This window comes from Pantoea sp. B566 (genome assembly GCF_024793925.1).
In the GTDB taxonomy this organism is placed as follows: Bacteria; Pseudomonadota; Gammaproteobacteria; order Enterobacterales; family Enterobacteriaceae; genus Pantoea; species Pantoea ananatis.
On sequence record NZ_JANUQL010000003.1, the window covers coordinates 4,034,860 to 4,057,667 of the forward strand.

Genomic DNA, 22,808 nt, shown 5'->3' on the forward strand with positions numbered 1-22,808 from the left:
CCTTGTCGTTAAGCGTTAAAACGAAAACTTTTAAGCAGTGCCTGAAACTGTTCGCTGTCCGCGTCACCAATGGCGGACGTAGAGGTCATGGTAAAGACCAGTACTTTGTGACCATCGGGCGTGAAGACCGACTGCTGTTGCCAGATACGTTTGCCGTCACGCAGAAAACTGGCGTGTACGCATTCACCCTGTAGCAGCGCGTCACCCAATACCGCAGCGCTACGTTCGGTTTGTTTCCATCCCTTTATGTGTTTTTGCATTAGCGTGAGCTGACGGTCGATGTACGCAGGCAGCGTTTCACCCTCGTTAAGCGTATCGCGTGAAATATTAAAAGCGGGAGCAGTGGCATCAGAGGCGGTGAAAGCGTTAACCGTGCGGTCCTGATAATCATCAGGCAGTGTGATTTGGCCTTCGGTAAACAGACAAGCGATGTTTGAGCCTGACATCGTGCAGATTCCCTATCCTTAAGATGTGCTCAAGTTTGTCATGAAAAGCGGCGAATCTCCAGTAAAGGCATGCGCAGAGAGTGGGCGTAAATGTAATGTCAGAATAATCCTGATCGCGATGCAAACAATGGCCTCCTGGTGAGGCCATCATGTGTTACCTGTGTGGACCGCCGCCAGGCCCACCGCCGCCGCCAGGGCCCATATGTCCCGGGCCGCCGCCTCCGGGGCCCCAGAATGGCCAGACGCATCCCGACAGGGCAGAAACACTTGCTAACGCGATAACGAACAGAATCACTTTTTTCATACAGGCTCCTGATTAACAGGAATGACTATATCAAGCCCTGCTTGTACAAGTGTGTGGCAGATGAAAAAGACCCGGCAGGATAGCGTAAAAGTTCCGTTAATCGGGGCGTTCAGCAGCAAAAACCGGTCGCAGCCCCATGTTCTGGCCTTGTCGCACGCGTTTAATCCTGAGAACACCTTTCCGAATATTCCCGCTTCCCTGATAAACGAACCACGACAGTTATTCACGCAGGCAACATCGTTATGTCTGATAGCTGAAAATGAACATATGCAGATTACAGCGGCGCTGTTTTTGAGCGGATACGCCGGCTCCTTGCATCAGAACTGTGCAATACAACGCGGTTTTAGTCTCAGATCGGGTGCAGGCTGGCGTGGCGCTTACCCTTATCTCTGGCCTGTAAATTGCAGTGCTGATGGGGTGAAGTCACCTTAAAACAATGCGAAAGGAGTTGGACGAATGTCGGTAAGCCGTTTATATGTTGCCCGTATGGGGTTGTCTGTAATAATCACGGGGTTATCGTGCTCGACGGCGGCCTTTGGGGCAAACGTACCCAATGGTGTGACATTGGCTCCCGTGCAGGAGATCGTGCGGGGCAATGGAGCCGAGCCTGCTACCCTGGATGTTGATAAAGCTGAAACCAACGATGCCTTTTCAGTTATTAACGACCTGTTTGAAGGGCTGGTGCGGACTGATCCAGAGGGCAAAGTCATACCGGGACTGGCTGCTTCGTGGGAAACGGCAGACAACAAAGTCTGGACCTTTCATCTTCGTCCTGACCTGACATGGTCAGACGGATCGCCGCTGACAGCTGAAGATGTTGTCTTCAGTTGGCGTCGTCTGACCGATCCCAAAACGGCATCGCCTTATGCATCCTTTGCTAACTATGCGCATATCCTTAATGCTGATGCGGTGACGGGCGGTAAAAGCTCGCCTGACAGCCTGGGCGTAAAAGCCTTAGACGCGCACACCGTGCAGGTTACTCTGGATCAGCCGGTGTCCTATTTTTTGCAGTTTGTTGCCCATCCTTCCCTGTTTCCGGTCAGCGAAAATAACGTTAAAAAGTTTGGTGAGGCCTGGACCCAGCCGGGCAACATGGTCAGCAGCGGTGCCTATAAACTGGATCAGTGGGTAGTTAATGAAAAAATCACGCTGAACCGTAATGATCGCTATTGGGATAACGCGCATACCCTAATTAATCGCGTAACGTTTTTACCGATTAATGATGTTTCTGCCGAGCTTAACCGCTACCTTGCCGGCGGCATTACCATTACGGACAACATTCCCGCCATTGATTTTTCCCGGATGAAAAAAGAGCGGCCCAAAGAAGTACACAGCACCTCTGTTTATAGCGTGTTCTATTTCCAGATAAATACGCATAAACCGCCCTTTACCGATGTCCGCGTGCGTCAGGCGCTGGACCTGGCGCTGGATAAAGGCATCATCGCCGATAAGGTTATCGGCATGGGACAGAAACCGGCTTATACCGTTGTGCCATTATCAATGGGGGACGTCAAACTGTCTCCGCCTGACTGGGCGGGCTGGACGCAGGCGCAGCGCATCAAAAAAGCTCAGGCGTTACTCAGCGAAGCCGGTTTTTCAGCCAGCCATCCTCTGAGTTTTACCCTGCTCTACAACACCAATCAGGATAACCAACGTATCGCGATTGCCGCTGCTTCCATGTGGGGTAAAACGTTAGGTGCGAAGGTCACGCTGCAAAATCAGGAATGGAAAACCATGCTGGATACCATGCATCAGAGGCAATATGATCTGGTGCGCTACACCTGGATTGGTGACTACAGTGAGCCCTCTACTTTTTTAAATACCTTCCGCAGTGGCGACAGTCAGAATAGCTCAGGTTATGCCAGCACAGCGTTTGATGCGGCAGTAAAAGCCGCGGGAATGGATACCGATCCAAACGCCGTAACCCAGGATTACCAGAAAGCCAGCGACATTATTGCAAAAGATGCGCCGGTTATTCCGGTGTTTTATGGCGCGCTTAATCAGATGGTTAACCCAAAAGTCGGCGGTTATGCCCCATCGCATCTGCGGTTTTATTACACCAAGGACCTTTATCTTGTTAAATAAAACGCGCGGCGGTACGTTTCTGACGTAACCGAACTGCTGAGTGCTGTTTGCTCGCTGGGGCCAGCTTTTGGCCCTAGCTCGCCTGGTGACATCCCCCGCCTTTTCTGTCAGCGCCGTAAAACGTCCCTTCATATGCAGTCAAAGCCGTTCTCTGACACAGCAAACCCGAAAGATTGAAACTCGCTTGCAAAAGGTAACGACTGGAAATGTTCTTCTGTTTTAAAACGGCACAAGGAAATGGGATGTTAAGCGCAGAGGGGAATCCGTTACCCGATTAGCCTTGAATTAACCGCACTCACAAAACATCTGTTACATGGCGCCTTGCCCGGTAATATCCATACGTCATTATTGAAGGTATAAAAATGGAAAACCCATTTTTTAAGAAACAGATCGTTGAATCATCCGGCGCTGAGTGCGGTGAAACCCTGTCCCCGTTGGCACTGTTGCTTCGCCGGAACCTGGTTTCACTCGTTGTTGGGACAATAACCGTCATTTATTTCGTTCAAAGCCATCCGCTTCACGTGCGCCCGTCAGCCGCCAGACAGGCCGCGCAGCCACAACCTGTGGCCTTCAATGCGCCTGCAGGCGGCACGGTTAAGCAGGGGCAGAACAGCCAGGGCCAGCCCGCGCTGACCGCCGCTTCGCTTGAACTTGCCTCAGCCCAGACCCGGTTAGCTGCGGAAAAAATTCGGCTCGTCAGTGCGCAGTTGAAGCTTGAGCAGAGCAGTCTGCTGCAGGACATCGATCACACCCAGCAGCTTGCTCTGCAACAGGTCAGCGACAGCCGCTTCCAGCAGGCCATGCTGAATGGTCAACTTGAGCAACTGGCGGACCAGATTAAAATTGAATCGGCGCAAATGGGTATGGCTCAGAAGCTGGTCAACACCTGGCGACCGCTGTTAGCAAAAGGATACATCTCCACGCTTCAGTTTGAGCAGGAGCAATCGACGGTATGGGGCTATGAAAGCCAGTACCGTGCGCTGTTACAGCAACAGTATGGTGCCCGCCAGCAGTTAAACGTTTTGAACGACCAACAGCTTCAAATACCGCTAGCCACATCTGTAAAGCTTAACGTCCTGCGTCGTCAGCTGGCGCAGGTGGATGAGAACCTGTCACAAAATGAAACTATCCTGCAGCAGGCGCTCTATATGCCTTCTGACGGTTCAGTGAAATCTGTTATCGCGAAGGCTGACAACAGGATGACAGGGGAGCAATCGAGTCAGGCTGGTGAAGCCAACAGTCAGCAAACCGCGACCACCAGATTGATATCCGATAAGCCAGTAGCCGGCATGCACAGAGACAACCCTGGCGGAGCGCATTTTCAGACCATAAATGCCCAGTCTGGTAATTCCTTCAACAGTGGGCATCATTCGGTATCAGCGCATAATGTGTAACCCATCAGGCTGGTGGCTGAAGCGTGAGGGGGGAGAGGTATTTACAACATCAACCGCAGCAGGATAGAGTCATTTCTCCTCTTCTTTCAGGCGAAGCGCAAAATGCCAGATTACTGTTTCTATCAAAAAGGTCAGCACACCGTCGTGCTGGAAAGACATGATGCGGACGGTGGTTCTCAGTTAGAAGATAAGGGCTATAAAAAGCAATTCGAAGAGGTGAGTGCAACTGACAAGCATCGGGCACTTAACCGCTTTGCTGATATTCGTCGAAGCAATCAAAAAGATCATCACGACTTCTTCTCGGGCGCGATCGCTATGCCACTGATGGGCGTGCTTACCGCCATTGCTGTTTTTCTGTTACGGAAAAAATAGCCCGCTTGCGGATATCCGCAGGCGACGGGGCACAACGCCTGGTTAAAAAAGGCCAGGCTCAAACCCGACAGCGGTAAGAAACCAAACTGTTAATTATCTGCTTTGTGCCCATGATGGCTTCATAAAACGCATTCGGATGTCTTTTTTGCCTGTTCTGTATTAAAGCCAGCCCGCTGTCCTGATTTTCCATCGCTCCTGCTGCCTGATAACGGTCACAATCATGCTTTATGCTGTGGTTCGGCAGTCACAAAGAGCGTTCCTGAAGCACGTCATCATATCGCCTGGTTATGCCAGCTTAGAGAGTAATCGTCTCAGGAAAGCCATCTCGAGCGCGCGGGAGCCTGAATCATGTCAGAAGTGCTGGAGCAGGAAGGATGGATAGAAAATGCCATCGGTGAAAAATTTAACGCCAAAGGTGAGGTACTGCCATTCAGAGGCAACACGCTGATTTGTCATCTCGAACAGGACAGTGAAATCGTCCGTGTGACTGGCGAAATGGTTGATGCAATGAAAGCCGCAGGGCTGGGGCGTTGTTACGCATTTCTGCCGCAGTCGAGCTACCATATGACGGTGTTTAACGGTGCCAATGACCGGGCACGGCACTATCCGGCCTGGCCACAAGACCTGAATCTTGATGCGTCGATGGAAGAGTGCGACCGGCTGTTCGCGGCGAAGCTGGCAAATTTCAGGCTCATGCCCTCGTTACCTTTGCAGATGCGCATTGGGGCCATTGCCTTAAAACGTGGCGTCTCGCTGTCGCTGGCGCCATTGGACAGGGCGGAAGAGCGCAAAATACGGTCGCTCAGAGATGCGCTCAGCCGCACGCTTAACTGCAAACGAAATAATCATGATGTCTACGAATTTCATGTCAGTGTCTCTTATCTCATCAATAAACCGAACGATGATGAGTTGCGCCTGCTGCAAATTTTAAGAGCCGGATATCTGGAAAAGCTGATGCGGGTTGCGCCGGTGATGACGCTGGGTGCACCTGAGTTTTGTACCTTCAGGGATATGTCTCGGTATACGCCGTTGTTAAGGCTGGAATAGCCCGACAAACTGGATTCATTATTTCTACTGTTCTGCTTTTACTTTTGTCGCTTTTGAGCTGTTAACTTCAATAGCGTAGAGCCTCTTGGTTAAAATATTGTCTTCATAATAGTGACTTACCTGGCCCGGGCAGACAGGTAGGAGAGGAGAAAGCGATAGCCATAATTTTGGTCTTTTCATCGTGAATATATTTTAAACCGGCCCCATCAGCTTCTTACCAGAAATGAAGGGGCTCATCGGTGAATGTACCAAACCGCCTTGATTTAACATCAACCTTATTGGCAATGAAAATGCGTCCCAACCTTCAAATAGCGGGTAAAGGCTTCATGCAAAGCCTCTGCGCAGGATGCGTGGTTAAAGGCTACGTGATGCTCGAAGCCGTTACGGCAAATCCACGCCAGCAAGCGTTCCAGCTGCGGCACTTCAATGACCGCACGACAGCCAACGGTATCTAGCGGATCGTTCACGGCGACGCCTTCACCCACATAGGCTTTAATTTCTCCCCTCAGATCGTCTGAGCTCAGTCGGAAGAAGGTGATGTTGCCAGTTTTACTTCTGCCATGAACGGCACCACAGGTATTTTCGTTGCCGACGCGATGACCAATAATATTGGCGGTGCCCATTGTGGCGTCCTCCAGAGAGGCTGTGGCAAAGTTGCCACAGTGAAACAGCACACATTTGTCTGGATCGTCGCCGTAGTTATTATTCCAGTCGGCAATGGAGGCCGGACTCAGGCTGCAACTGGCAAGGGCATACATGGATAATGCGCCCATCACATCGACTTCACAGGCGCTGGGCAGTAACTGACCGGACATCACGCTCATCACAGAGCACGCGTTAATACCGAGCGTTTCCTGCAATGAGGTCCAGCACTGGATGGCGGTGGCATCAATGTCTTCAGCTATAACCCATTCAGCGATGACTACGAACAACTTTGCCATGAGGGTGATTTTATCTGAAGCCATCGTGCTGACATGCGCATTATCCAGCAGCAGGCGGCGCTTCTCATCGACACGAATATCGCTGTCGCCTAACCGTTTCATTCTGCTGAACACCTCCGATAAATCCAGGGTTTCCACGGCGATGCCCAGCCTTTCAAGTAATTTTTCACTGTAGCGAACGGTATTAAAACCAGCAGGACGCGCACCAATTGCGCCCACTCGCGCGCCGCGCATGCTGCTGACCACCCGGCAAACCTGCTTAAACCGGCTTATATCTCGGGCAAAAGATTCACCCGCTAAGTCACTCACGTGCTGGGTGGTTAAGGTGAAGGGAATGTCATATTGACGCAGGTTATTACACAGGGAGATTTTGCCGCAAAAACTGTCTCGCCGACTGGCGAGATGCATCTTGTCCAGGCGGTCTGGCTGGGCCTGAATTAACACAGGAATATTAAGTCCGGAAAGACGTAATGCTTCTGAAACGGCTTTTTCATCGCCAAAATTGGGAAGCAATACCACCACGCCATGAATATCGTCACGACGAGCGCGTAACCATGCTGCACATATTTTGGCTTCTTCACGTGTTTCAACGCCACCGTAGCGGGTCTGGGTTTCATCGAGCATTACCGGATTGATATCGTGCTGAATAAACACCTCAATAATCTGCTCGCGCGCCTCATTGACGACGTATCCGGGGAAGAACCCCCGGTTAGCGATAATAACGGCCATGGTTAATTGATGTGGTATTCTTGACATGATTTTTCTCCGGTATGCATAGGTTTATTATGGTTATTTTGATGTTTTAAAATTTCATCATTGTTAATGATGTTGTTTATTTTTTTCTGGCTTTTACAGATGGTGTGATCTGTGCAAACCATTCAAGTGGACGCTTTTCTTGTCGGGTAATTTTGATTTTATTAATTCATTCTCACATTATTCGTGATGCCTGTTTTTGTCTATTTTTGTTTTTTTAAATGGAGTGTGTGCCGCAAATAAGGCGTGGTTTTTGGCAGTTACTCTTATCTTTGATAGCATTTTTAGTTGTTGGTGGTTAGAGGTGTGAAGAGATGTTTTATCGAGGTGCGTTAATTAATTAACTTAAATGTTGATGTATTTTTGAAGGTGTGATTTGTTTTTTATTGAACTAAGTTCACAAAAGAAACTTAATGCAGTTTGTTTCTGTTCCCTGTTTTTATATGGTTGGCGTCCTTTATTAATGCGGGAGGATGCTGGAATGGAATTACATAAACCATTAAAAGTGAGTTTTCGCGAAAAATTTTGTTACGGGCTTGGGGATACCTCAGCGAATATCTTCATGGGCATGACCATGATGTTTTTGTCGATATATTACACCGATGTATTCAAGCTCAGCCCTGCAGTAATGGGAACCTTATTTCTGATTACGCGCTTAATTGATGCGATAAGCGATCCATTAATCGGCGTGGTGGCCGATCGCACGCGTTCTCGACATGGCCGTTACCGCCCCTGGCTATTATGGTTCGCTGTGCCTTATGGGCTTAGCTGTGCCGCCGTTTTCCTTTCACCCGAGTTGGGTGAAACCGGCCGGATCATTTATGCCTACACTACCTATATCATGCTGGTTATGGCGTTCAGCCTGGTGGCGGTGCCCTATGTCTCTCTGCTGGGAGCCATTTCAGCAGACAGTGACGAGAGGATACAGATAAACACGATTCGCTTTCCGTTAGCCAAGGTCTCTTACTTAATTTGTTCTTTACTGGTCCCCATGTTGATTGCGCTTTTTGATAATGAGGTGATGGGTTATCGGGTTGTGATGTGCGGTATTGGCCTGCTCTCAACGCTATTGGTTTTAATTTGCTATTACAATACTCAGGAACGCGTTTCAGCAGGGGATGTACAGACGCTCAGCGTCGGCAACCAGATACGGCTGATGTTGAAAAACGATCAGGCTTTAATCATTTTTGCTGCACAGCTGGTGGTGATGATTATGAATACGCTTAAGTTTGGTGCGGCGGCGTATTTTGTAAAATATGTGCTTAACTTGCCTGTTTCATTTCTGAGTATTTTGCTTACCGCGGGTTCAATTGCCGGAATTATTGCCCCCTTGATTACCGGATATGTCCTTAAAACCGGACGGGTAAAACGGATTCCATTACTGATCTGGAGTCAGATCTCGGGGGGACTTATTACGTTAATCATTGGTTTTACCTCTGCCGAAGCCGTCTGGGTACATGCGGGGCTGTTTGTCACGGCGACACTGGTTGTTGAACTTATCGCCGTAATTATTTGGGCAACCGTCGCGGATGTGGCTGACTACGGCTTTTATAAATATGGCGTCCGAATAAACGGCATGATTGGCGGCGGCATGTTGTTTGCCACAAAAGCCGGAATGGCGATCGGTGGGGCAATTATTGGTTATGTCTTAGCATGGTACGGATATAACCCCGATTTCATGACCACGGCTTCAGAAAATCAACTTTCTGCGTTTAACCTCCTTTATGTCTGGCTCCCCGCATCCTGCATGTTTATCACCGCCGGAATATTTTCACGTTACAAACTGGATGAAAAAACCTGCCAGTCATTTATCAATGAAAAAGCGTTCTGATATCAGGAGTGGTAGATGAAAAAATTAACGGTTCGTGACAGAAGTTTTTATCAGGAGGATCGCCCCTTTTTCTATACGGCCTGTACTGCCTGGGAGCTGTTTCACAAACTGACGCTGACAGAGGCAGAAGCGTATTTAACAAATCGGGCAAAAAAAGGCTTTAATGTGATTCAGGCCGTTGCCCTGTGTGAGCTTGACGGTTTACAGACGCCGACTTACGAAGGCGGACATCTGCCCTTTAGGGATTTAACGTCTCTGATCCCCAATGAAGCCTATTTTGATCATCTGAGGCGAGTCACCGACATCGCCAACTCGCGAGATCTCTATATCGCCCTGGTGCCGATGTGGGGATCACACTGGAGTGTGAACAACAGTTGGGGAACGGCCAAAACGCCCTTATTTAACGCAGAAAACGTTCAGGCATTCTGTCGGTATCTCAGTGACAAGCTGCAAGGCACGGGCATCATATGGATGATCGGCGGTGATCGTGCAGTGCAAACCCCGGAACAAGGCCAGTTGATGGAAAATATGGCCCAAGGGTTGCGACAGGGCGGCAGTGGCGATGCGCTGTTGACTGTGCACTCGCAGGGCGGGCGAAGCACGCTGGACATGCTGGGCGATCGGCCCTGGCATGATTTTATCGTCTGGCAATCGGGACATATGGGTGAGGCTTATCCGTCGTGGCGCGCCATTGAAATGGATTACCAGCGTCAGAGCAAGCCGGTTCTCGATGCTGAACCCTGCTATGAAGCCCATCCGATCATGTGTCAGCATCAGTTCCGTCGTGCACAGGAGGCCAGCCGCTTTACCGATCGTGAGGTGCGTCGCAGCAGCTACTGGTCAGTCTTTGCGGGGGGCGCGGGCATTACCTATGGTTGCTACAGTCTCTGGCAGATGCGCCGACCGGAAGATGACGCCGTGGCGATACCTGAAAGCGCAGCGAGTACTTATCAGGGCGATACCATTCCGTACTGGTTTGATGCGCTTGACTATCCCGGCGCCTTTGCCATTGGCATCCTGCGACGGTTTATTGAATCCCTGCCTGACTGGCATCTACGGGTTCCCGATCGGTCTTTGCTTATCAACCCTAATCCCAGCGATCAACGCCACTGTGGTGTGATGCGCGATCACCAGCAGCGCTGGATAGCGGTATATATTCCGCAACAGCAAAATATCACCCTGGATATCAGCGCCTTTGCCGCAACGGGATTCGAAACAGGATGGTTTGATCCCCGCTATGGCATCATGAACTGGCTGAGCAATGATATGTCGGAGACCTTCTTCCTTAACATCGACCCACCCGCCAGCGGAAATGACTGGATACTCGTGTTGAGAGCAAATTCCTGATAAGGCGAACTGTGTTACTGTCCGCTCAGAAGCGCAGAGCGGGCAGAGGGTCGTGAATGGATTACAAGAAGCAGATATTGAATATTCTGCACAGCGAATGCGAGTCACGGGCAGAGATGACGCGCCGCCTGGGTGTGACGAAGGCCTACGTGACAAAATTGACGTCGCAGCTGCTGGAAGAGCGGGTTATTGAGGAGCGGGACGTAAAGGACAGTGCGTTTGGCCGACCTCAACAGTTGCTGGCGGCAACGCCGGGCCAGTTTTTCAGCGTCAATATTACGCTTCGCAAAGGCCAGCTCCAGGCGATGCTAAACGACTTCAATACACAAGTGCCCGCGCTGGCGCACCACAGGATCTCGTTGCCTGTCCTACTAACGCCACAACGCCTGGTTGACTTTATCGCCACCAGCGTGGCGGCGTTATGCCTGTCAGGCAATGTCCGTCAGCAGCAGGTCAACGTAATAAGCGTGGCGTTGCAGGGCGGCATCGAGCATTTCACCGGCGTCGTTCGTTATTGCCCGTTGTTCAGTGAGACGAACGTGGCGCTTAAAAAACGGATTGAAGACGCGATGTGTATCAGCACACAGATTTTTAATATTGCGTTCTGCACCACCTTTCAGTTGGCTCAGCGTTTACCTTACTCATCGTGGGTGGCGTTTATGCCTGGGTTTGGCAGCCTGGGCTATGGGCAATGTATTCACGGCGAGCCGGTACTGGGTGAGAACGGATTTTATCCGGAGATAGTGCATTTACCTTATGAGGGCGGTATCGAGCAGGCGTTTGCTGTCGATCCGGATAACCAGCCCGCAACGGTACTGGCCACCGCCAGAGCGCTCTGTTTTGCTATCTGCTGCACCGCACCGATTCACAATATCAGACACGTGATTGTCACCGGTGAGCTGTTTGAAGACTATGGCGACGAGGTGCTGCCACTGGCGCAGGCGATACTCGCAGCCAATGCAGACACGCATATCAGCGGCACCCGCATTAAACATGATAAAACTGGTTATCACTATGGCGTCAAAGGGTTGGTGCAACTGAGTTCTGACGCCATCACAGAGCATATTCTGCCTTAATCACGTGCCGGAATCAGGTAGCTGATGCCAGAGCCGGACGACGAGATGCGCTGTCGCCCAGTCGTTTCAGCGTTAACAAGATAGCGGCATCGCGTTGCCCTAGGGTTCAAAACACGCCAGGCGCTTTCGGGGACGTGAAGGTGATTCCACAAGCGTACTGGCGATGGCGGCACCGATCTCGGCACACACCGTGAGTCCCTGCACAAACGGCTGGTCATGCATTAAATAGGGCAGGGCGGCCAGGGCAATGCGTCCACGGGCAGATTCAGGAGACAGCAAAGTATAATCGTCACCCACATCCGGAATCTCATCGCCGCAGCGCTGGATCTGCTGTTTCAGTGTTGCAAAGGGCAGATCGCGGGTCTTAAGAGCCTTTTGCCCTCGCGCATCAATAAACACGTCAAACGTTCGCTGTTGCCCCTCAGTCGTGATCAGCGTTTTCTGCTGTTGCCTTCGCAGTTCATACTCTTCGCCAAGGGCAAGGATGCTGATGATTCCGGCCTCTCGTAAGGCCAGCAGTCGACGGATGGATTGAGAAGGAATCGCCGCGTAGTTATCAATAAACACTTTAGCGAGGCCACCTGAAAAGCGTTTACTGTCGCTTTCGTTAAGGAAGGGAACGATTTCCTCAACCACCTCGTGCAGCCGCAAAAGGGTATAGCGCCAGGGCACGGTGCGCCTGTCGCGTTTGTTGCGTTCGACTTCATTCAAGTTAGCGCTGGCCCAGTGGAAAGGATCCTGTTTATGTCGGTTGGCAAACCAGGCTTCTGCAAGGCTGTCGGCATTGAGTGCTTTCAGATCAATCGTTTTGCTCCACGCGGGCGCAGCCTCCTCCAACTCCTCAACCATCAGTGCAAATACGCGATCGAGTAATCCGTCAGCGCCTGCCTCAATCGCGTTATCGATGGCATTTTGGGTAACGACGCTCAGTGGCTCATAGGGAATCGGGCAGTAGAAATCGGCTTCTGGCAGAATGCCCGAGCGTGACATTAATACGATCTTCAGGGCTTCGTGGCCTTTGTCCAGTGTGAAGGCGATCGCGTCGTCGTCGCTTTCCTGAAAGTCACCATGCTGGATCGCCACGGCCATTGCGGCATCAATGCCACTCAGGGAGGTGCCCATAATACCCACGTGACATGCCGCTATTTTCGCTTCCATCAGACCGGACCAGGGGCTGGGGAAGTAGGTGCGGGTGGCGGCGCTGTCGTCTGGCCAGACATGGCCTGTGGCGATAACGACCTGATCAAATATTGCTGGGGCAGTATCGCCCTGCGTCCAGAGTTTTACGCCAGCATCGGTGGCCTCAAGATCGGTGACCTGACAGCGCTCATGTATTTTTACCTCGAAACCCTGTGCCGTTGCGCGGGACACCAGCGCTAAAAACCGATCGCGGAAATACTCGCCAAGCAGGATACGCGGCAGAAACTGACGGATATGCAGAGAGGCAGGATCGACGTGATATCGCCTGAGATGACTGTCGCTCTGGGCGCGTAGCCAGTCAATATAGGTCATAAATACAGGCGGGATTTCAATACTGGCAATGTTTGCCAGCATCATCCGGGAATTCTCTTCATCGTTATAGGGCATGCCAACACCGGCCTCATCACCCTGTTCGTAAACGGAAACGGACATCGGTACATGATGACCCAGAAGCGCATAAAACGTGTAGATACCGGTTGGCCCAGCGCCGACGATCGCGATCTTTTTCATCACTGTTCGCACCTTGTTATTGTTATGGGGGACGGTTGTAAGGCGTGTTTTGATCTCGCCGCAGGACAGGCAAAGCCTCAATACAGGTTTTTCCTTTCAGCCAGTATGATCAAGTTTACTCGAGTATTGCAGAACTGCGCGGAAGGGGAGCTGAGTGGAACGCCATCACGACAAATGCAGATTGTCCTGATTGTGCGGTCGGCCTGAACAGGTTCATTCAGGCCGGTTTCTGTCATGGTACCCAAACGTAAAAACCGGACATCTGAGGTAATGGGCTGACGTGGAATATTATGCGAACATTCAGAACTGGTATTTTATCCCCAGCGTGCCCTGTGTATCGCTAAAGCCATTATCGCCGAGTTGTTGAGCAACGTTGCCCCACAGTTGCAGGCGAGCGTTGATCTGACCTTCGACGCCAAGTTTCAGTTCACCCACATCGCGCGCGCCTGTGATCGCATTGCTGATACCATTCATCATGACACTGTCGTTATGGGTGTTATGGATCCAGTTGGCCTCAATAAAGGGCTGGAAAGTGCGATCTTTGCCCTCATCACTGATGTGATTTCCCTGCTGATAAAACTTCATGCCCAAACGGGTCTGCAGATTTCCGTTGGTGTTGTTGACAACATATGTGCCGTTATTTTCGATGTGATCGTCAGCCTGCACGTCCATCCAGGTAAGCTGTATCTTTGGCTGTAGCCAGTAACGCGTGCGGCCATCGCGGCTCTCTCCTGTCTGAAAGGTGTAGCCCGTTTCAAGGGCAGCGGTGATCCCATCAGCATGATATTTTTCCGTCGCCAGATTTTGCCCGGTAACCTGATTATCGAACCAGTTGTACAGCATCCATGCATCGACATAGGCCCCGGTTTTCTCCTTCTGGTTAGCGTACCAGGTGCCGTACAGGCCTACGCTGTAACCGTTAATGTCTCCACGTGAGGTATAGCCATTCGCTTTAGAATGCGTGCGGCTCTGGTTATTGGCGTAGCCGGTCATCAGGCCAAGGTGCCAGCGATCCAGTCCATTGCGGCTCCACTGTGCGATATCGCCGCCGAGCTGCATCACGTAACGATTACTTTGGGTATGGAGTTTGCCGGAAGCATCTCTGAAGCGGTTATGCCCACCGATATGGCGCATCCACAGGCTCGTGACTTTTTGTTCGCCCGTTAACCTGTCGGTGTATTGTGTTTCACCCAGGCGGTCGTGGAGGCGGGTATGGAACAGCGTGTTGGCCGCACGGGCATTTGCCAGATAGCTGCCAAATTCGGGACGGTACGCTTTTTCGCTGGCAAGAAACCAGTTGCTGTCTTTTTTAACTACATCGTAATCATAGGCCCCGGCGACGATTCGGCCTGATTTTGCAAAGGTACCGGCGGAATCACCTTTAACCGTGACAATTTCAATGCCCTTATCGGTCAGTGCTCCCTGTCCGCCCAGATTATTGATACTGACCCAGGTATGGCCGGCCGTATCGCCATTGACGATCAGTCGGTCAGCAGTGCCATTGTCACCTTCGAGAACGCTATTCAGGACCAGGTTGCCGTTATCCCCTGAATAATCACCCTCAATGGTTAACCTGTTGTCACTGTTTCGCTCAATGCCCAGATCGAGGGAGCCTGCATTATTTACCTTACCCGCAAGAGTGACATCCCGGACCGCAGAAGAAACGTTAACCCTTCCCCCTGATGCGATAGTGATCTGATCTGCATTGAGATCGCCGGAAAGGGTTAACGTCGCATTGCGGGTCTGCGCTGCGTTGCCAACATTAATGATATTCCAGTTCAGAATGGCGACATCGCCTGCTGCCCCCTCAGAAAAAGAAGAACCCGTCAGTGACTGATTGATATTGAGGGTAGTGATACTGTCCTCAGGATCATCGTCATCGTTTCCATTTATCACTGTCAGGCCGCTTACATCTGAACCCTGATTGAGATTCAGGGTGTTATTCCCATTTCCCAACAGAATCTGTCCGGAAACTTTGGCGCCGTTATTCAGGTTTACCGTTGCATCAGAATGAGTAGACCTGATTGCAATACCTGAGGCGGCTGAAATATCCGCACCCTGGTTCAGGTTGATGGTAGTTTTTCCATCATTACCTCTAAAATCTGTATTGATACCGGCGACGCTGCCGCCAATAACCTCACCCGATATATTCACAGTCGTGGCGCCCGTTTCGCGGTTTAAGATATCTATGCCTGACTGAGTACCTGAAATTTTTCCCTGAATCTGAGTGAAGGCGATATCGCCGCCGTCCATGGTCGAGACGCTGACACCGGAGCCATTTTCACCCACGATTTCACCGCGGGTGGTAACGGAAGTATCGCCGCGACTGTGATTGTTTGCGTAGATACCATGCTCACCGCCGGTTATTTTCCCGCCAGATTGCACAATGGACAGATTGTTTGCGCTCTCAGCATTGTCGACGTATATGCCTGAACCGTTTGTGCCTGTGACGTTACCCGCGGTCAGGATGCTGGTATCACCGATTCCGTGGTTGAAGGCATAGATACCGTAATGGCCCCCGGTGATGCTGCCATCTGACTGCATCACCAGGATGTCTTGTGCCGAAGCATGATTATCGACAAAAACGCCCGCGTATTCACCTGAGACATCACTGGTTGTGATGATGGACGTGTTTCCGGTACCTTGGTTAGATGCCTGAATACCGTTAAATCTGCCGGTTATTTTTCCGCCAGACTGCATGATGGAGAGGTTTTTTGCCGTGCTGCCATTCAGGGCATTAATACCGTTATTCGATTCTCCCTTCACCTCGCCGGATACCGCGATAAACGTATCGGCCGTTCCCATATACTGCGTTTGGATGCCATTCTGTTCCCCTGATATTGTGCCTGCTTCCTGAATAAGGGTGATTGCGCCTGCCTCGTAGGACGTAATGATTTCAATACCATCGGCTCTTTTCGCCACCACAGTGCCGGAAATGTTAAGCGTGGTGTCGCCCGTACCGGTATTTTCAATATTTATCCCTGAACCATCGGCTACGATAATGCCGCCTTCCTGCTGCGTAATGGTCAGGGATGAACCCGTGACGGATAAGCCATATCCGCTATCGGTATTAATGTAAGACGTCCCGTCCAGCACGACGTCGAGGACATCGCCTGTCAGGTTTTGTGTGTCATGATCGGCGCCACTACAGGTGTATTTGTTCCCTTCTTGGCTACAGACCGCCTCTGCAGGGGCATTCATTAATCCAAACGTACTCATCACCGTAGCGATAACAAACTTACGCGTTGTTCTGCTCATTGTTATTTATTCATCCATTTATTTCATCGATGTTTTTCTTAGCGTAATGGGGTTGTTAAATGTTCAGAAGATCGCTTTTCATCAGGCAGGAACATTCTTTTTAAGCATTCTGTTAAAATAATTATTTTTAATGTGAATATTTTAAATAACGCATCCGTTAACTTATGAATTAACATTAAGGATTAACGCTTTATTCTTAATGATAATTATTATTAAATTAATGTGACGTCATTTTTATACCCTGGTGGTGTGGCTGACTGAATGTTTTAATCTGCTCGAAATTAGGTTAATTAAATGTATAGAAATATTCCTTAATCCTGAGCGGTGCGTGAAGGTTATTTTGCAGAGATGCTGACCATTTAAAAATAGTTAATATCGATCGGTACGGTGTTCCTGATAGGTCGAGGCTATTGTATATAATTAATTGATCGATACGTCCTGTTTATTTGTAAGAGAAGCTCACGTTTGAATACAAGGCGATAGAGAAGAGACAACAGGTATCTTCTGTTGATGTCGATGAAAATGAAGAAATTAGGTGCGTGGCGTTTGGCAGGTTTTAATCGGCTGCTTAATTATTTAGATTCTCAGTAAATGCAATAATAATATTTTCGTCGGGGTAATGTTTGATAAGAACGTGAGGGAAGACTTCATTAATGAGAGATGGATCACGAATATCTGGGATGACAGACGCGTCATTTGTGGTGGTCGATAAAATATTTTTCAGTCTGGACAGGAAAAATCTTAAATCTGCTCCCTTATGGTTGAGGGTGAAATGTTAATATAATAATCAAATTAAGAACGGTAATGAAACACCACCGTGCGGGACTTTTGCTGCCAGGGGGATAAATAACGGCGGCATCCAGAGGATAATAACCGTGCTTAGCGGCTGTCATTTGCCGGCGCTGTACAGTCATTTTGCGAGTCTGGTGGAAAGTTAAATCAGATTTACGCAAACACAAAGTGAAAAAACCGGCTCAGAGCCGGATTTTTATTTAAGCCTGTGGCTGGCCTACAGGGCCTTTACCTAACGGGCCGCCTGGAACAGATTGCCCGCTTGGCGCATGTGGACGACCATCATTGCCCACAGCACCGCTGTCCTGCTGGCAACCCGACATCATTAAAAGGCTGGAAACAATCAATAAACCGCTCAAAATGCTTTTCATGTCTTTCCCTCGTGATGAATACACTATAAAACAGCTCGCCTGATAAGCCTGGTCGGTATTTCTGCTAAGTCAATGTTGGAGGGAAAAAGTAAGCCATATCATCAGGTTGACGGTAGTGAATCCAGACTGTGCAATGTAATGCCGGGAAACTGTTGTGCTGACCTTTGGCTAAGACGGCAGAGAACATATCCAGCCTTGTAATCCGAAGCCACGATGACAGACAGATCTGTAAAGAGCGATCATCCCGATGTGCAACCCGAGAAAAGAACCAGGGCGATACCAACGACGCAACAATTGATGAAACCCACGTACCTGAATGGGCTGATAAACAGCCGCATTACGCGAAGTATGAAATGGACTTTCATTTCTTGTTTCGTGAAAGTGCTGCATTCATGTGTTCATCTGGCTATGCTACCGACATGATGTTTAACGATATCTCAGGAGAGAAGATGACGGCGGCCGCTTATTTTGACGCTCTCTACGCGCAGCGTAACAGGGAAACCCAGCAATGCTGGCGGCAAGAAACAGCGAGTGCACATCAGCAAGCAGACAAGTTTTTCTATCCTGCCGGGCTTCACGCCCTGACCAGTGGCATTCAGCCGGTCCTGAATCCGCAAATTCAGTCACTCCTTGCCGATCTTCGTGGCTTAACTCAGGGGGATCCGCTGGCAGATGTCATGCGGGCCGAACATTTTCACGTTACCTTCCTGCCCGTCACGCCAGCGCGCTATCAAAGCCCGCAGCAGCTCCCGGCTTTAGCGGGCCTGAGGGATGCCTTTCGCCAGAACGTGACCGACTCGTCACTCAGGGTTGACGCATTACGGCTGGTGGCGCTTCCCGATCAACTGCTACTGGCAGGTATTCCTGAAGGCCACGCCGTAGCGCAAAGAGCAGCATGCTGGAATGCACTGCTGTCACTGGAAGAGTGGCGGGATTTGCTTCTGCAAAGACATGGTGGAAAAACAACGCCACCGGAATACTGGCACACCACGTTGCTACGTTATCGTTCAACAAGCCTGCCCGACACGCTCAAATCGTATTTTACCGACAATATGCACCGAAGATATGGGGCCATTTCGGGCGACATCAGGCTGGTATTTGCGGTTTATAACTGGGCTGATCCAGAAACGATAACAGTTTAATCCGGAAGGATCCCATGATGAACAGGGATTCTTGAGCATCGCCAGGCGGCGCGGAAATGTGGCCGTTATTAATCGTAGTCACCGTTCTCGTAATGGGGCGAATAACGGTCATCAAGCATTTCCTGGATAGCCATCAAACCCAGGATAAGAATCAAATTAATAAAGAACAGTAATAATAAAATGATGCTGGTCATTGCCTGTTTCCTGTCGTCACTTTTCCTTGAGGATGAACGCTCCAAACACGGCAGACAGGGAAAGTGACTGTTAAAAAATGATGTAAAAGGAAAGGGCGCGCATTGGGTCGAACAAGAACGTGTAAAAAAACGGTATTTCGTCGTTGTCACCCTCAGGTAATAAACTGATGCGCTTTGCTGTGCAGTATTGTATTGCCTAAATGAGCAGCAAGAAGTATCGATAACCAGAAAAGTAAATTACGATATTTCATCGCGTGTGCGGTGAGCGTGGTTAACAAGAAGACGGGTACATAGCGGCTATTTATTCTTATACGATGCATCATATCGCCAGCGCGGCACCGTGACGGCCAGGTCTTCTGGCGACGCTTCATGCAAAACTGCCGCGATGATGGCTTAGGTTAATTACCCGCCGGGTTTGGATGGTTCCACAGGTCAGCGGTCACCATCGGGCTTTTTACACATTATCGCCAAAAAAAGCGTGTTGAAATATCAGGTCATAAAACGATAAATGCGCCCTCCCTCATTCAGTGAGATCTGCATCACACTTAGAGTGGGATCAGTAAAATCGTCCATATCCTGACCTCATTTGCCCTCATCGCCCGCTATCGCTACTTTATATGCTGCATGGACACGACATGTTGTATGAGCGGAGCTTAATGATGTCTCATGTAAATACTTTCATTATTCAAAGCGAACATAAGCAAAAAGTTCGTCGTATGAACCTGTTCATCTCAGTTTCAGCCGCGCTAGCCGGGCTGCTGTTTGGACTGGATATTGGCGTGATTTCCGGTGCGCTACCTTTTCTGACTCATCATTTTAGCCTGAGCAGCCATGAGCAGGAGTGGGTGGTCAGCATCATGATGCTGGGTGCCGCGCTAGGGGCGCTATGTAATGGCTGGGTATCGCATCGGCTTGGCCGCAAATACAGTCTGATGGCGGGCGCCGTGTTGTTTGCTATCGGATCGCTCGGTTCCGCGGGCGCAACCAGCGTTGAAATGCTGTTGATCTTTCGTCTGCTGCTGGGCCTGGCCGTTGGCGTGGCATCCTATACCGCGCCGCTTTATTTATCTGAAATGGCCACTGAAAACGTGCGTGGCAAAATGATAAGCCTGTATCAGCTGATGATTACCCTGGGCATCGTAATGGCCTTTATATCGGATACTGCTTTTAGCTACAGCGGTAACTGGCGGGCCATGCTGGGGGTTCTGGCCATTCCCGCCGTTGTACTTTTTATTATGGTCATTTTCCTACCGAACAGTCCACGCTGGCTGGCGGCTAAGGGGATGCATATTGAGGCGGAGGAAGTGCTGCGCATGCTGCGCGATACGTCGGAAAAAGCCCGCCAGGAACTCAATGAGATTCGGGAAAGTCTGCGCATGAAGCAGGGCGGTTTTTCGCTTTTCAAAAGCAATAAAAATGTCAGGCGTGCGGTCTTTATGGGCATGTTATTGCAGGGCATGCAGCAGTTTACCGGGATGAATATCATCATGTATTACGCGCCGCAGATTTTTAAAATGGCGGGCTTTAAAAGCACTCAGGAGCAGATGATCGCCACCGTTATCGTTGGCCTGACTTTTATGTTTGCCACCTTTATTGCCGTTTTTACCGTAGACAAAGCGGGCAGAAAACCCATCCTGAAAATTGGCTTCTCGGTGATGGCCTTTGCCACTCTGGTATTAGGTTACTGCCTGATGAAAGCAGGGCAGGGAAATATCAGCAGCGGTCTGTCTTGGGTTTCAGTCGGCATGACCATGTTATGTATTGGTGGATACGCAATGAGTGCAGCACCCGTCGTCTGGATCCTGTGTTCTGAAATCCAGCCGCTAAAATGCCGTGACTTTGGTATTACCTGTTCCACCACGACGAACTGGGTGGCGAACATGATTATCGGTGCGACATTTTTGTCGCTATTGGGCAGCATCGGCGCGGCCGGAACCTTCTGGCTGTATACCGGGTTTAACCTGGTGTTTATTGTCATTACTGTGTACCTGGTGCCGGAAACCAAGAATGTGACGCTGGAACGGATTGAGAGGAATTTGATGGCGGGTGAGAAGTTGCGGGATTTGGGGCGATAATTACTTTCATGACAGTATCCAACTATGCATTTCCTTAATTAATTCAGGACAGGTAATGGCCGCTGAGTTTTCGTCTGTTACCTGTCAAAGCGTTGCACGGCATGAGCATTTATATACTCTCCGGCTTTGTTGAATAAATCGAACTTTTGCTGAGTTGCAGGATCAGAACACGCATTCTCCTGACAATACAGGCAGTCCCGTGGCAAACCAGAAGTTCAAAATCACCAACTGGCCTACCTACAACAAAGCCCTCATCAACCGTGTCTCCATCACTTTCTGGCTTGACGATGAGGCGATTCAGGCCTGGTATGAGTCAGCAGCGCCTTCATCCCGGGGAAGACCTCAGCGTTATTCTGACCTTGCTATCACGACTGTCCTGATGATTAAACGCCTGTTCCGGCTGGCCCTGCGAGCTGCTCAGGGCTTTATTGATTCCGTTTTTGCCCTGATGGACGTTCCTCTGCGATCCCCGGATTACACCAGTGTCAGTAAGCGGGCGAAGTCGGTCAATGTCAGTTTCAAAACGTCCACCCGGGGTGAAATCGCGCATCTGGTGATTGATTCCTCCGGGCTGAAAGTTTTCGGTGAAGGCGAATGGAAGGTCAAAAAACACGGCAAAGAGCGCCGTCGTATCTGGCGAAAGCTGCACCTTGCTGTCGATGGTAAAACACATGAAATCATCTGTTCAGACCTGTCGCTGAACAACGTAACGGACTCAGAGGCCTTCCCGGGACTTATCCGGCAGACGCACAGAAAAATCAGGGCAGCAGCGGTAGACGGAGCTTACGACACCCGGCTCTGTCACGATGAACTGCGGCGCAAGAAAATCAGCGCGCTTATCCCGTCCAGGAAGAGCATGGGTTACTGGCCCGGTGAATACGCGTATCGCAAACGTGCTGTTGCGAATCAGCGCTTGAGCGGAAGCAATGCCCGATGGAAATGGACAACAGATTACAATCGCCGCTCAATAGCGGAAACGGCGATGTAGCAGGTGAAGCAGCTGTTCGGCGGTTCACTGACGCTGCGGGATTATGATGGTCAGGTTACGGAGGCTATAGCCATGGTGCGCGCGTTGAACAAAATGACGAAAGCAGGTATGCCTGAAAGCGAGCGTATCGCCTGAAAACGCAGCCCGGCACGGGGATACTTACCCGAAATTTGATTTATTCAACAAAGCCCCTGAGCTTTCAACGGTGCTGTTGATAAGGCATACAGGCTGATGCCTTACAATAAATAGTTCTTTAAAAAAACATCACAAAAACTTACCATTGCGAAGAACTTTTTTAGGATAAAGACGATATGAAAAAAGCAGTGGCAGTCATTTTATTAGCTTTCGCGTTAACAGGTTGTGGCGAGCCAAAGATCGATGGTTCATCCGAACAGGCCTTTCAAACCTCTATGCAAAAAGTCCGTGATTCTCTTGCCGAAGATAAACGCGCGGCCTTTAACGATGCTATTCAAGTCATTGCGTTCAGCCAGGTCAGTATGAAAGAGTTGATGCAGGCGGGCAGCGGTGACGAAGGCGGACGCGCACTGATCGATAAAAAGATCAAAGGCGCGCTGGCTGGCAAGACCGGTGAAGAAGTCATTGATTACGCGCACAAGATCAAGCAAGAGCGCGCGGCTAACCAGTAACATGACTTCTGAATCCTGACCCAGCCAGGTCAGGA

General features: G+C 50.1%; 17 protein-coding genes and 1 pseudogene. 11 read left to right on the forward strand and 7 right to left on the reverse strand.

Annotated features, from left to right (window positions below; translation table 11 throughout):
• Nucleotides 1-8 precede the first annotated feature (8 nt).
• Nucleotides 9-446 (reverse strand): DcrB-related protein, encoded by a 438-nt coding sequence (locus tag NYE92_RS20430; protein WP_013024967.1) that lies wholly within the window; start codon nucleotides 444-446, stop codon nucleotides 9-11.
• Nucleotides 447-600: 154 nt separating this feature from the next.
• The gene (locus tag NYE92_RS20435) at nucleotides 601-750 is read right to left on the reverse strand and encodes a hypothetical protein (RefSeq protein WP_015700797.1); all 150 of its coding nucleotides are present in this window, start codon (nucleotides 748-750) and stop codon (nucleotides 601-603) included.
• Between the two features lie 456 nt (nucleotides 751-1,206).
• Here NYE92_RS20435 and NYE92_RS20440 point away from each other — a divergent pair, with 456 nt between their 5' ends.
• The 4 genes from NYE92_RS20440 (at nucleotide 1,207) to NYE92_RS20455 (ending at nucleotide 5,648) form a co-directional block, all read left to right on the forward strand.
• Nucleotides 1,207-2,835, forward strand: a complete 1,629-nt coding sequence (locus NYE92_RS20440) for an ABC transporter substrate-binding protein (RefSeq protein WP_259019400.1) — start codon at nucleotides 1,207-1,209, stop codon at nucleotides 2,833-2,835.
• Nucleotides 2,836-3,197: 362 nt separating this feature from the next.
• Nucleotides 3,198-4,229 carry a hypothetical protein gene (locus tag NYE92_RS20445; RefSeq protein WP_042676410.1) on the forward strand — a complete coding sequence of 344 codons (1,032 nt, stop codon included), beginning with the start codon at nucleotides 3,198-3,200 and terminating at the stop codon, nucleotides 4,227-4,229.
• Nucleotides 4,230-4,331: 102 nt separating this feature from the next.
• The gene (locus tag NYE92_RS20450; RefSeq protein ID WP_019105965.1) at nucleotides 4,332-4,601 is read left to right on the forward strand and encodes a hypothetical protein; all 270 of its coding nucleotides are present in this window, start codon (nucleotides 4,332-4,334) and stop codon (nucleotides 4,599-4,601) included.
• 348 nt (nucleotides 4,602-4,949) lie between these two features.
• Nucleotides 4,950-5,648 (forward strand): DUF1868 domain-containing protein, encoded by a 699-nt coding sequence (locus NYE92_RS20455; RefSeq protein WP_259019401.1) that lies wholly within the window; start codon nucleotides 4,950-4,952, stop codon nucleotides 5,646-5,648.
• A 275-nt stretch (nucleotides 5,649-5,923) separates the two neighbouring features.
• Here NYE92_RS20455 and NYE92_RS20460 read toward each other — a convergent pair whose 3' ends face one another.
• Nucleotides 5,924-7,345 (reverse strand): L-fucose/L-arabinose isomerase family protein, encoded by a 1,422-nt coding sequence (locus NYE92_RS20460; RefSeq protein WP_259019402.1) that lies wholly within the window; start codon nucleotides 7,343-7,345, stop codon nucleotides 5,924-5,926.
• A 478-nt stretch (nucleotides 7,346-7,823) separates the two neighbouring features.
• On the opposite strand from NYE92_RS20460, the gene NYE92_RS20465 reads away from it, so the two are divergent.
• The 3 genes from NYE92_RS20465 to NYE92_RS20475 are packed head-to-tail and all read left to right on the forward strand — an operon-like array spanning nucleotide 7,824 to nucleotide 11,596.
• Nucleotides 7,824-9,173, forward strand: coding sequence for an MFS transporter (locus tag NYE92_RS20465; RefSeq protein WP_029569759.1), 1,350 nt, complete (start codon nucleotides 7,824-7,826; stop codon nucleotides 9,171-9,173).
• 15 nt (nucleotides 9,174-9,188) lie between these two features.
• Nucleotides 9,189-10,520 (forward strand): DUF4038 domain-containing protein, encoded by a 1,332-nt coding sequence (locus NYE92_RS20470; RefSeq protein ID WP_116584307.1) that lies wholly within the window; start codon nucleotides 9,189-9,191, stop codon nucleotides 10,518-10,520.
• Nucleotides 10,521-10,576: 56 nt separating this feature from the next.
• A complete protein-coding gene (locus NYE92_RS20475; RefSeq protein ID WP_259019403.1) occupies nucleotides 10,577-11,596 on the forward strand; it encodes a NagC family transcriptional regulator in 1,020 nt (339 codons plus the stop codon).
• A 99-nt stretch (nucleotides 11,597-11,695) separates the two neighbouring features.
• Here NYE92_RS20475 and NYE92_RS20480 read toward each other — a convergent pair whose 3' ends face one another.
• From NYE92_RS20480 to NYE92_RS20490, 3 genes are all read right to left on the reverse strand, one after another.
• Nucleotides 11,696-13,306, reverse strand: a complete 1,611-nt coding sequence (locus NYE92_RS20480; RefSeq protein ID WP_259019404.1) for an FAD-NAD(P)-binding protein — start codon at nucleotides 13,304-13,306, stop codon at nucleotides 11,696-11,698.
• A gap of 300 nt (nucleotides 13,307-13,606) precedes the next feature.
• Nucleotides 13,607-16,564 carry an autotransporter outer membrane beta-barrel domain-containing protein gene (locus tag NYE92_RS20485; protein WP_259019405.1) on the reverse strand — a complete coding sequence of 986 codons (2,958 nt, stop codon included), beginning with the start codon at nucleotides 16,562-16,564 and terminating at the stop codon, nucleotides 13,607-13,609.
• A gap of 992 nt (nucleotides 16,565-17,556) precedes the next feature.
• A complete protein-coding gene (locus NYE92_RS20490; protein WP_015700785.1) occupies nucleotides 17,557-17,727 on the reverse strand; it encodes a hypothetical protein in 171 nt (56 codons plus the stop codon).
• Nucleotides 17,728-18,080: 353 nt separating this feature from the next.
• Here NYE92_RS20490 and NYE92_RS20495 point away from each other — a divergent pair, with 353 nt between their 5' ends.
• Complete coding sequence (locus NYE92_RS20495; protein ID WP_259019406.1) at nucleotides 18,081-18,869, forward strand: hypothetical protein; 789 nt, start codon at nucleotides 18,081-18,083, stop codon at nucleotides 18,867-18,869.
• A gap of 68 nt (nucleotides 18,870-18,937) precedes the next feature.
• Here the strand turns inward: NYE92_RS20495 and NYE92_RS20500 are convergent, their stop codons facing one another.
• Nucleotides 18,938-19,063, reverse strand: coding sequence for a hypothetical protein (locus NYE92_RS20500; protein ID WP_022623712.1), 126 nt, complete (start codon nucleotides 19,061-19,063; stop codon nucleotides 18,938-18,940).
• Between the two features lie 656 nt (nucleotides 19,064-19,719).
• Here NYE92_RS20500 and NYE92_RS20505 point away from each other — a divergent pair.
• The 3 genes and pseudogenes from NYE92_RS20505 (at nucleotide 19,720) to NYE92_RS20515 (ending at nucleotide 22,773) form a co-directional block, all read left to right on the forward strand.
• Entirely contained in the window at nucleotides 19,720-21,138 is a 1,419-nt protein-coding gene (locus NYE92_RS20505; RefSeq protein ID WP_031284228.1) for a sugar porter family MFS transporter, read from the forward strand.
• Nucleotides 21,139-21,292: 154 nt separating this feature from the next.
• A pseudogene (locus NYE92_RS20510) lies at nucleotides 21,293-22,261 on the forward strand (IS5-like element ISPan1 family transposase).
• 176 nt (nucleotides 22,262-22,437) lie between these two features.
• A complete protein-coding gene (locus tag NYE92_RS20515) occupies nucleotides 22,438-22,773 on the forward strand; it encodes a DUF6694 family lipoprotein (RefSeq protein ID WP_014606334.1) in 336 nt (111 codons plus the stop codon).
• Nucleotides 22,774-22,808 lie beyond the last annotated feature (35 nt).

Excerpts from the sequence above, each read along its gene's own strand:
- NYE92_RS20455 (WP_259019401.1), top strand. The coding sequence starts at position 4,950 with ATGTCAGAAGTGCTGGAGCAGGAAGGATGGATAGAAAATGCCATCGGT.
- NYE92_RS20450 (WP_019105965.1), top strand. The coding sequence starts at position 4,332 with ATGCCAGATTACTGTTTCTATCAAAAAGGTCAGCACACCGTCGTGCTG.
- NYE92_RS20505 (WP_031284228.1), top strand. The coding sequence starts at position 19,720 with ATGATGTCTCATGTAAATACTTTCATTATTCAAAGCGAACATAAGCAA.
- NYE92_RS20490 (WP_015700785.1), bottom strand. The coding sequence starts at position 17,727 with ATGAAAAGCATTTTGAGCGGTTTATTGATTGTTTCCAGCCTTTTAATG.
- NYE92_RS20430 (WP_013024967.1), bottom strand. The coding sequence starts at position 446 with ATGTCAGGCTCAAACATCGCTTGTCTGTTTACCGAAGGCCAAATCACA.
- NYE92_RS20515 (WP_014606334.1), top strand. The coding sequence starts at position 22,438 with ATGAAAAAAGCAGTGGCAGTCATTTTATTAGCTTTCGCGTTAACAGGT.
- NYE92_RS20470 (WP_116584307.1), top strand. The coding sequence starts at position 9,189 with ATGAAAAAATTAACGGTTCGTGACAGAAGTTTTTATCAGGAGGATCGC.
- NYE92_RS20500 (WP_022623712.1), bottom strand. The coding sequence starts at position 19,063 with ATGACCAGCATCATTTTATTATTACTGTTCTTTATTAATTTGATTCTT.
- NYE92_RS20440 (WP_259019400.1), top strand. The coding sequence starts at position 1,207 with ATGTCGGTAAGCCGTTTATATGTTGCCCGTATGGGGTTGTCTGTAATA.
- NYE92_RS20485 (WP_259019405.1), bottom strand. The coding sequence starts at position 16,564 with ATGAGCAGAACAACGCGTAAGTTTGTTATCGCTACGGTGATGAGTACG.
- NYE92_RS20480 (WP_259019404.1), bottom strand. The coding sequence starts at position 13,306 with ATGAAAAAGATCGCGATCGTCGGCGCTGGGCCAACCGGTATCTACACG.
- NYE92_RS20445 (WP_042676410.1), top strand. The coding sequence starts at position 3,198 with ATGGAAAACCCATTTTTTAAGAAACAGATCGTTGAATCATCCGGCGCT.
- NYE92_RS20460 (WP_259019402.1), bottom strand. The coding sequence starts at position 7,345 with ATGTCAAGAATACCACATCAATTAACCATGGCCGTTATTATCGCTAAC.
- NYE92_RS20435 (WP_015700797.1), bottom strand. The coding sequence starts at position 750 with ATGAAAAAAGTGATTCTGTTCGTTATCGCGTTAGCAAGTGTTTCTGCC.
- NYE92_RS20465 (WP_029569759.1), top strand. The coding sequence starts at position 7,824 with ATGGAATTACATAAACCATTAAAAGTGAGTTTTCGCGAAAAATTTTGT.
- NYE92_RS20475 (WP_259019403.1), top strand. The coding sequence starts at position 10,577 with ATGGATTACAAGAAGCAGATATTGAATATTCTGCACAGCGAATGCGAG.
- NYE92_RS20495 (WP_259019406.1), top strand. The coding sequence starts at position 18,081 with ATGGACTTTCATTTCTTGTTTCGTGAAAGTGCTGCATTCATGTGTTCA.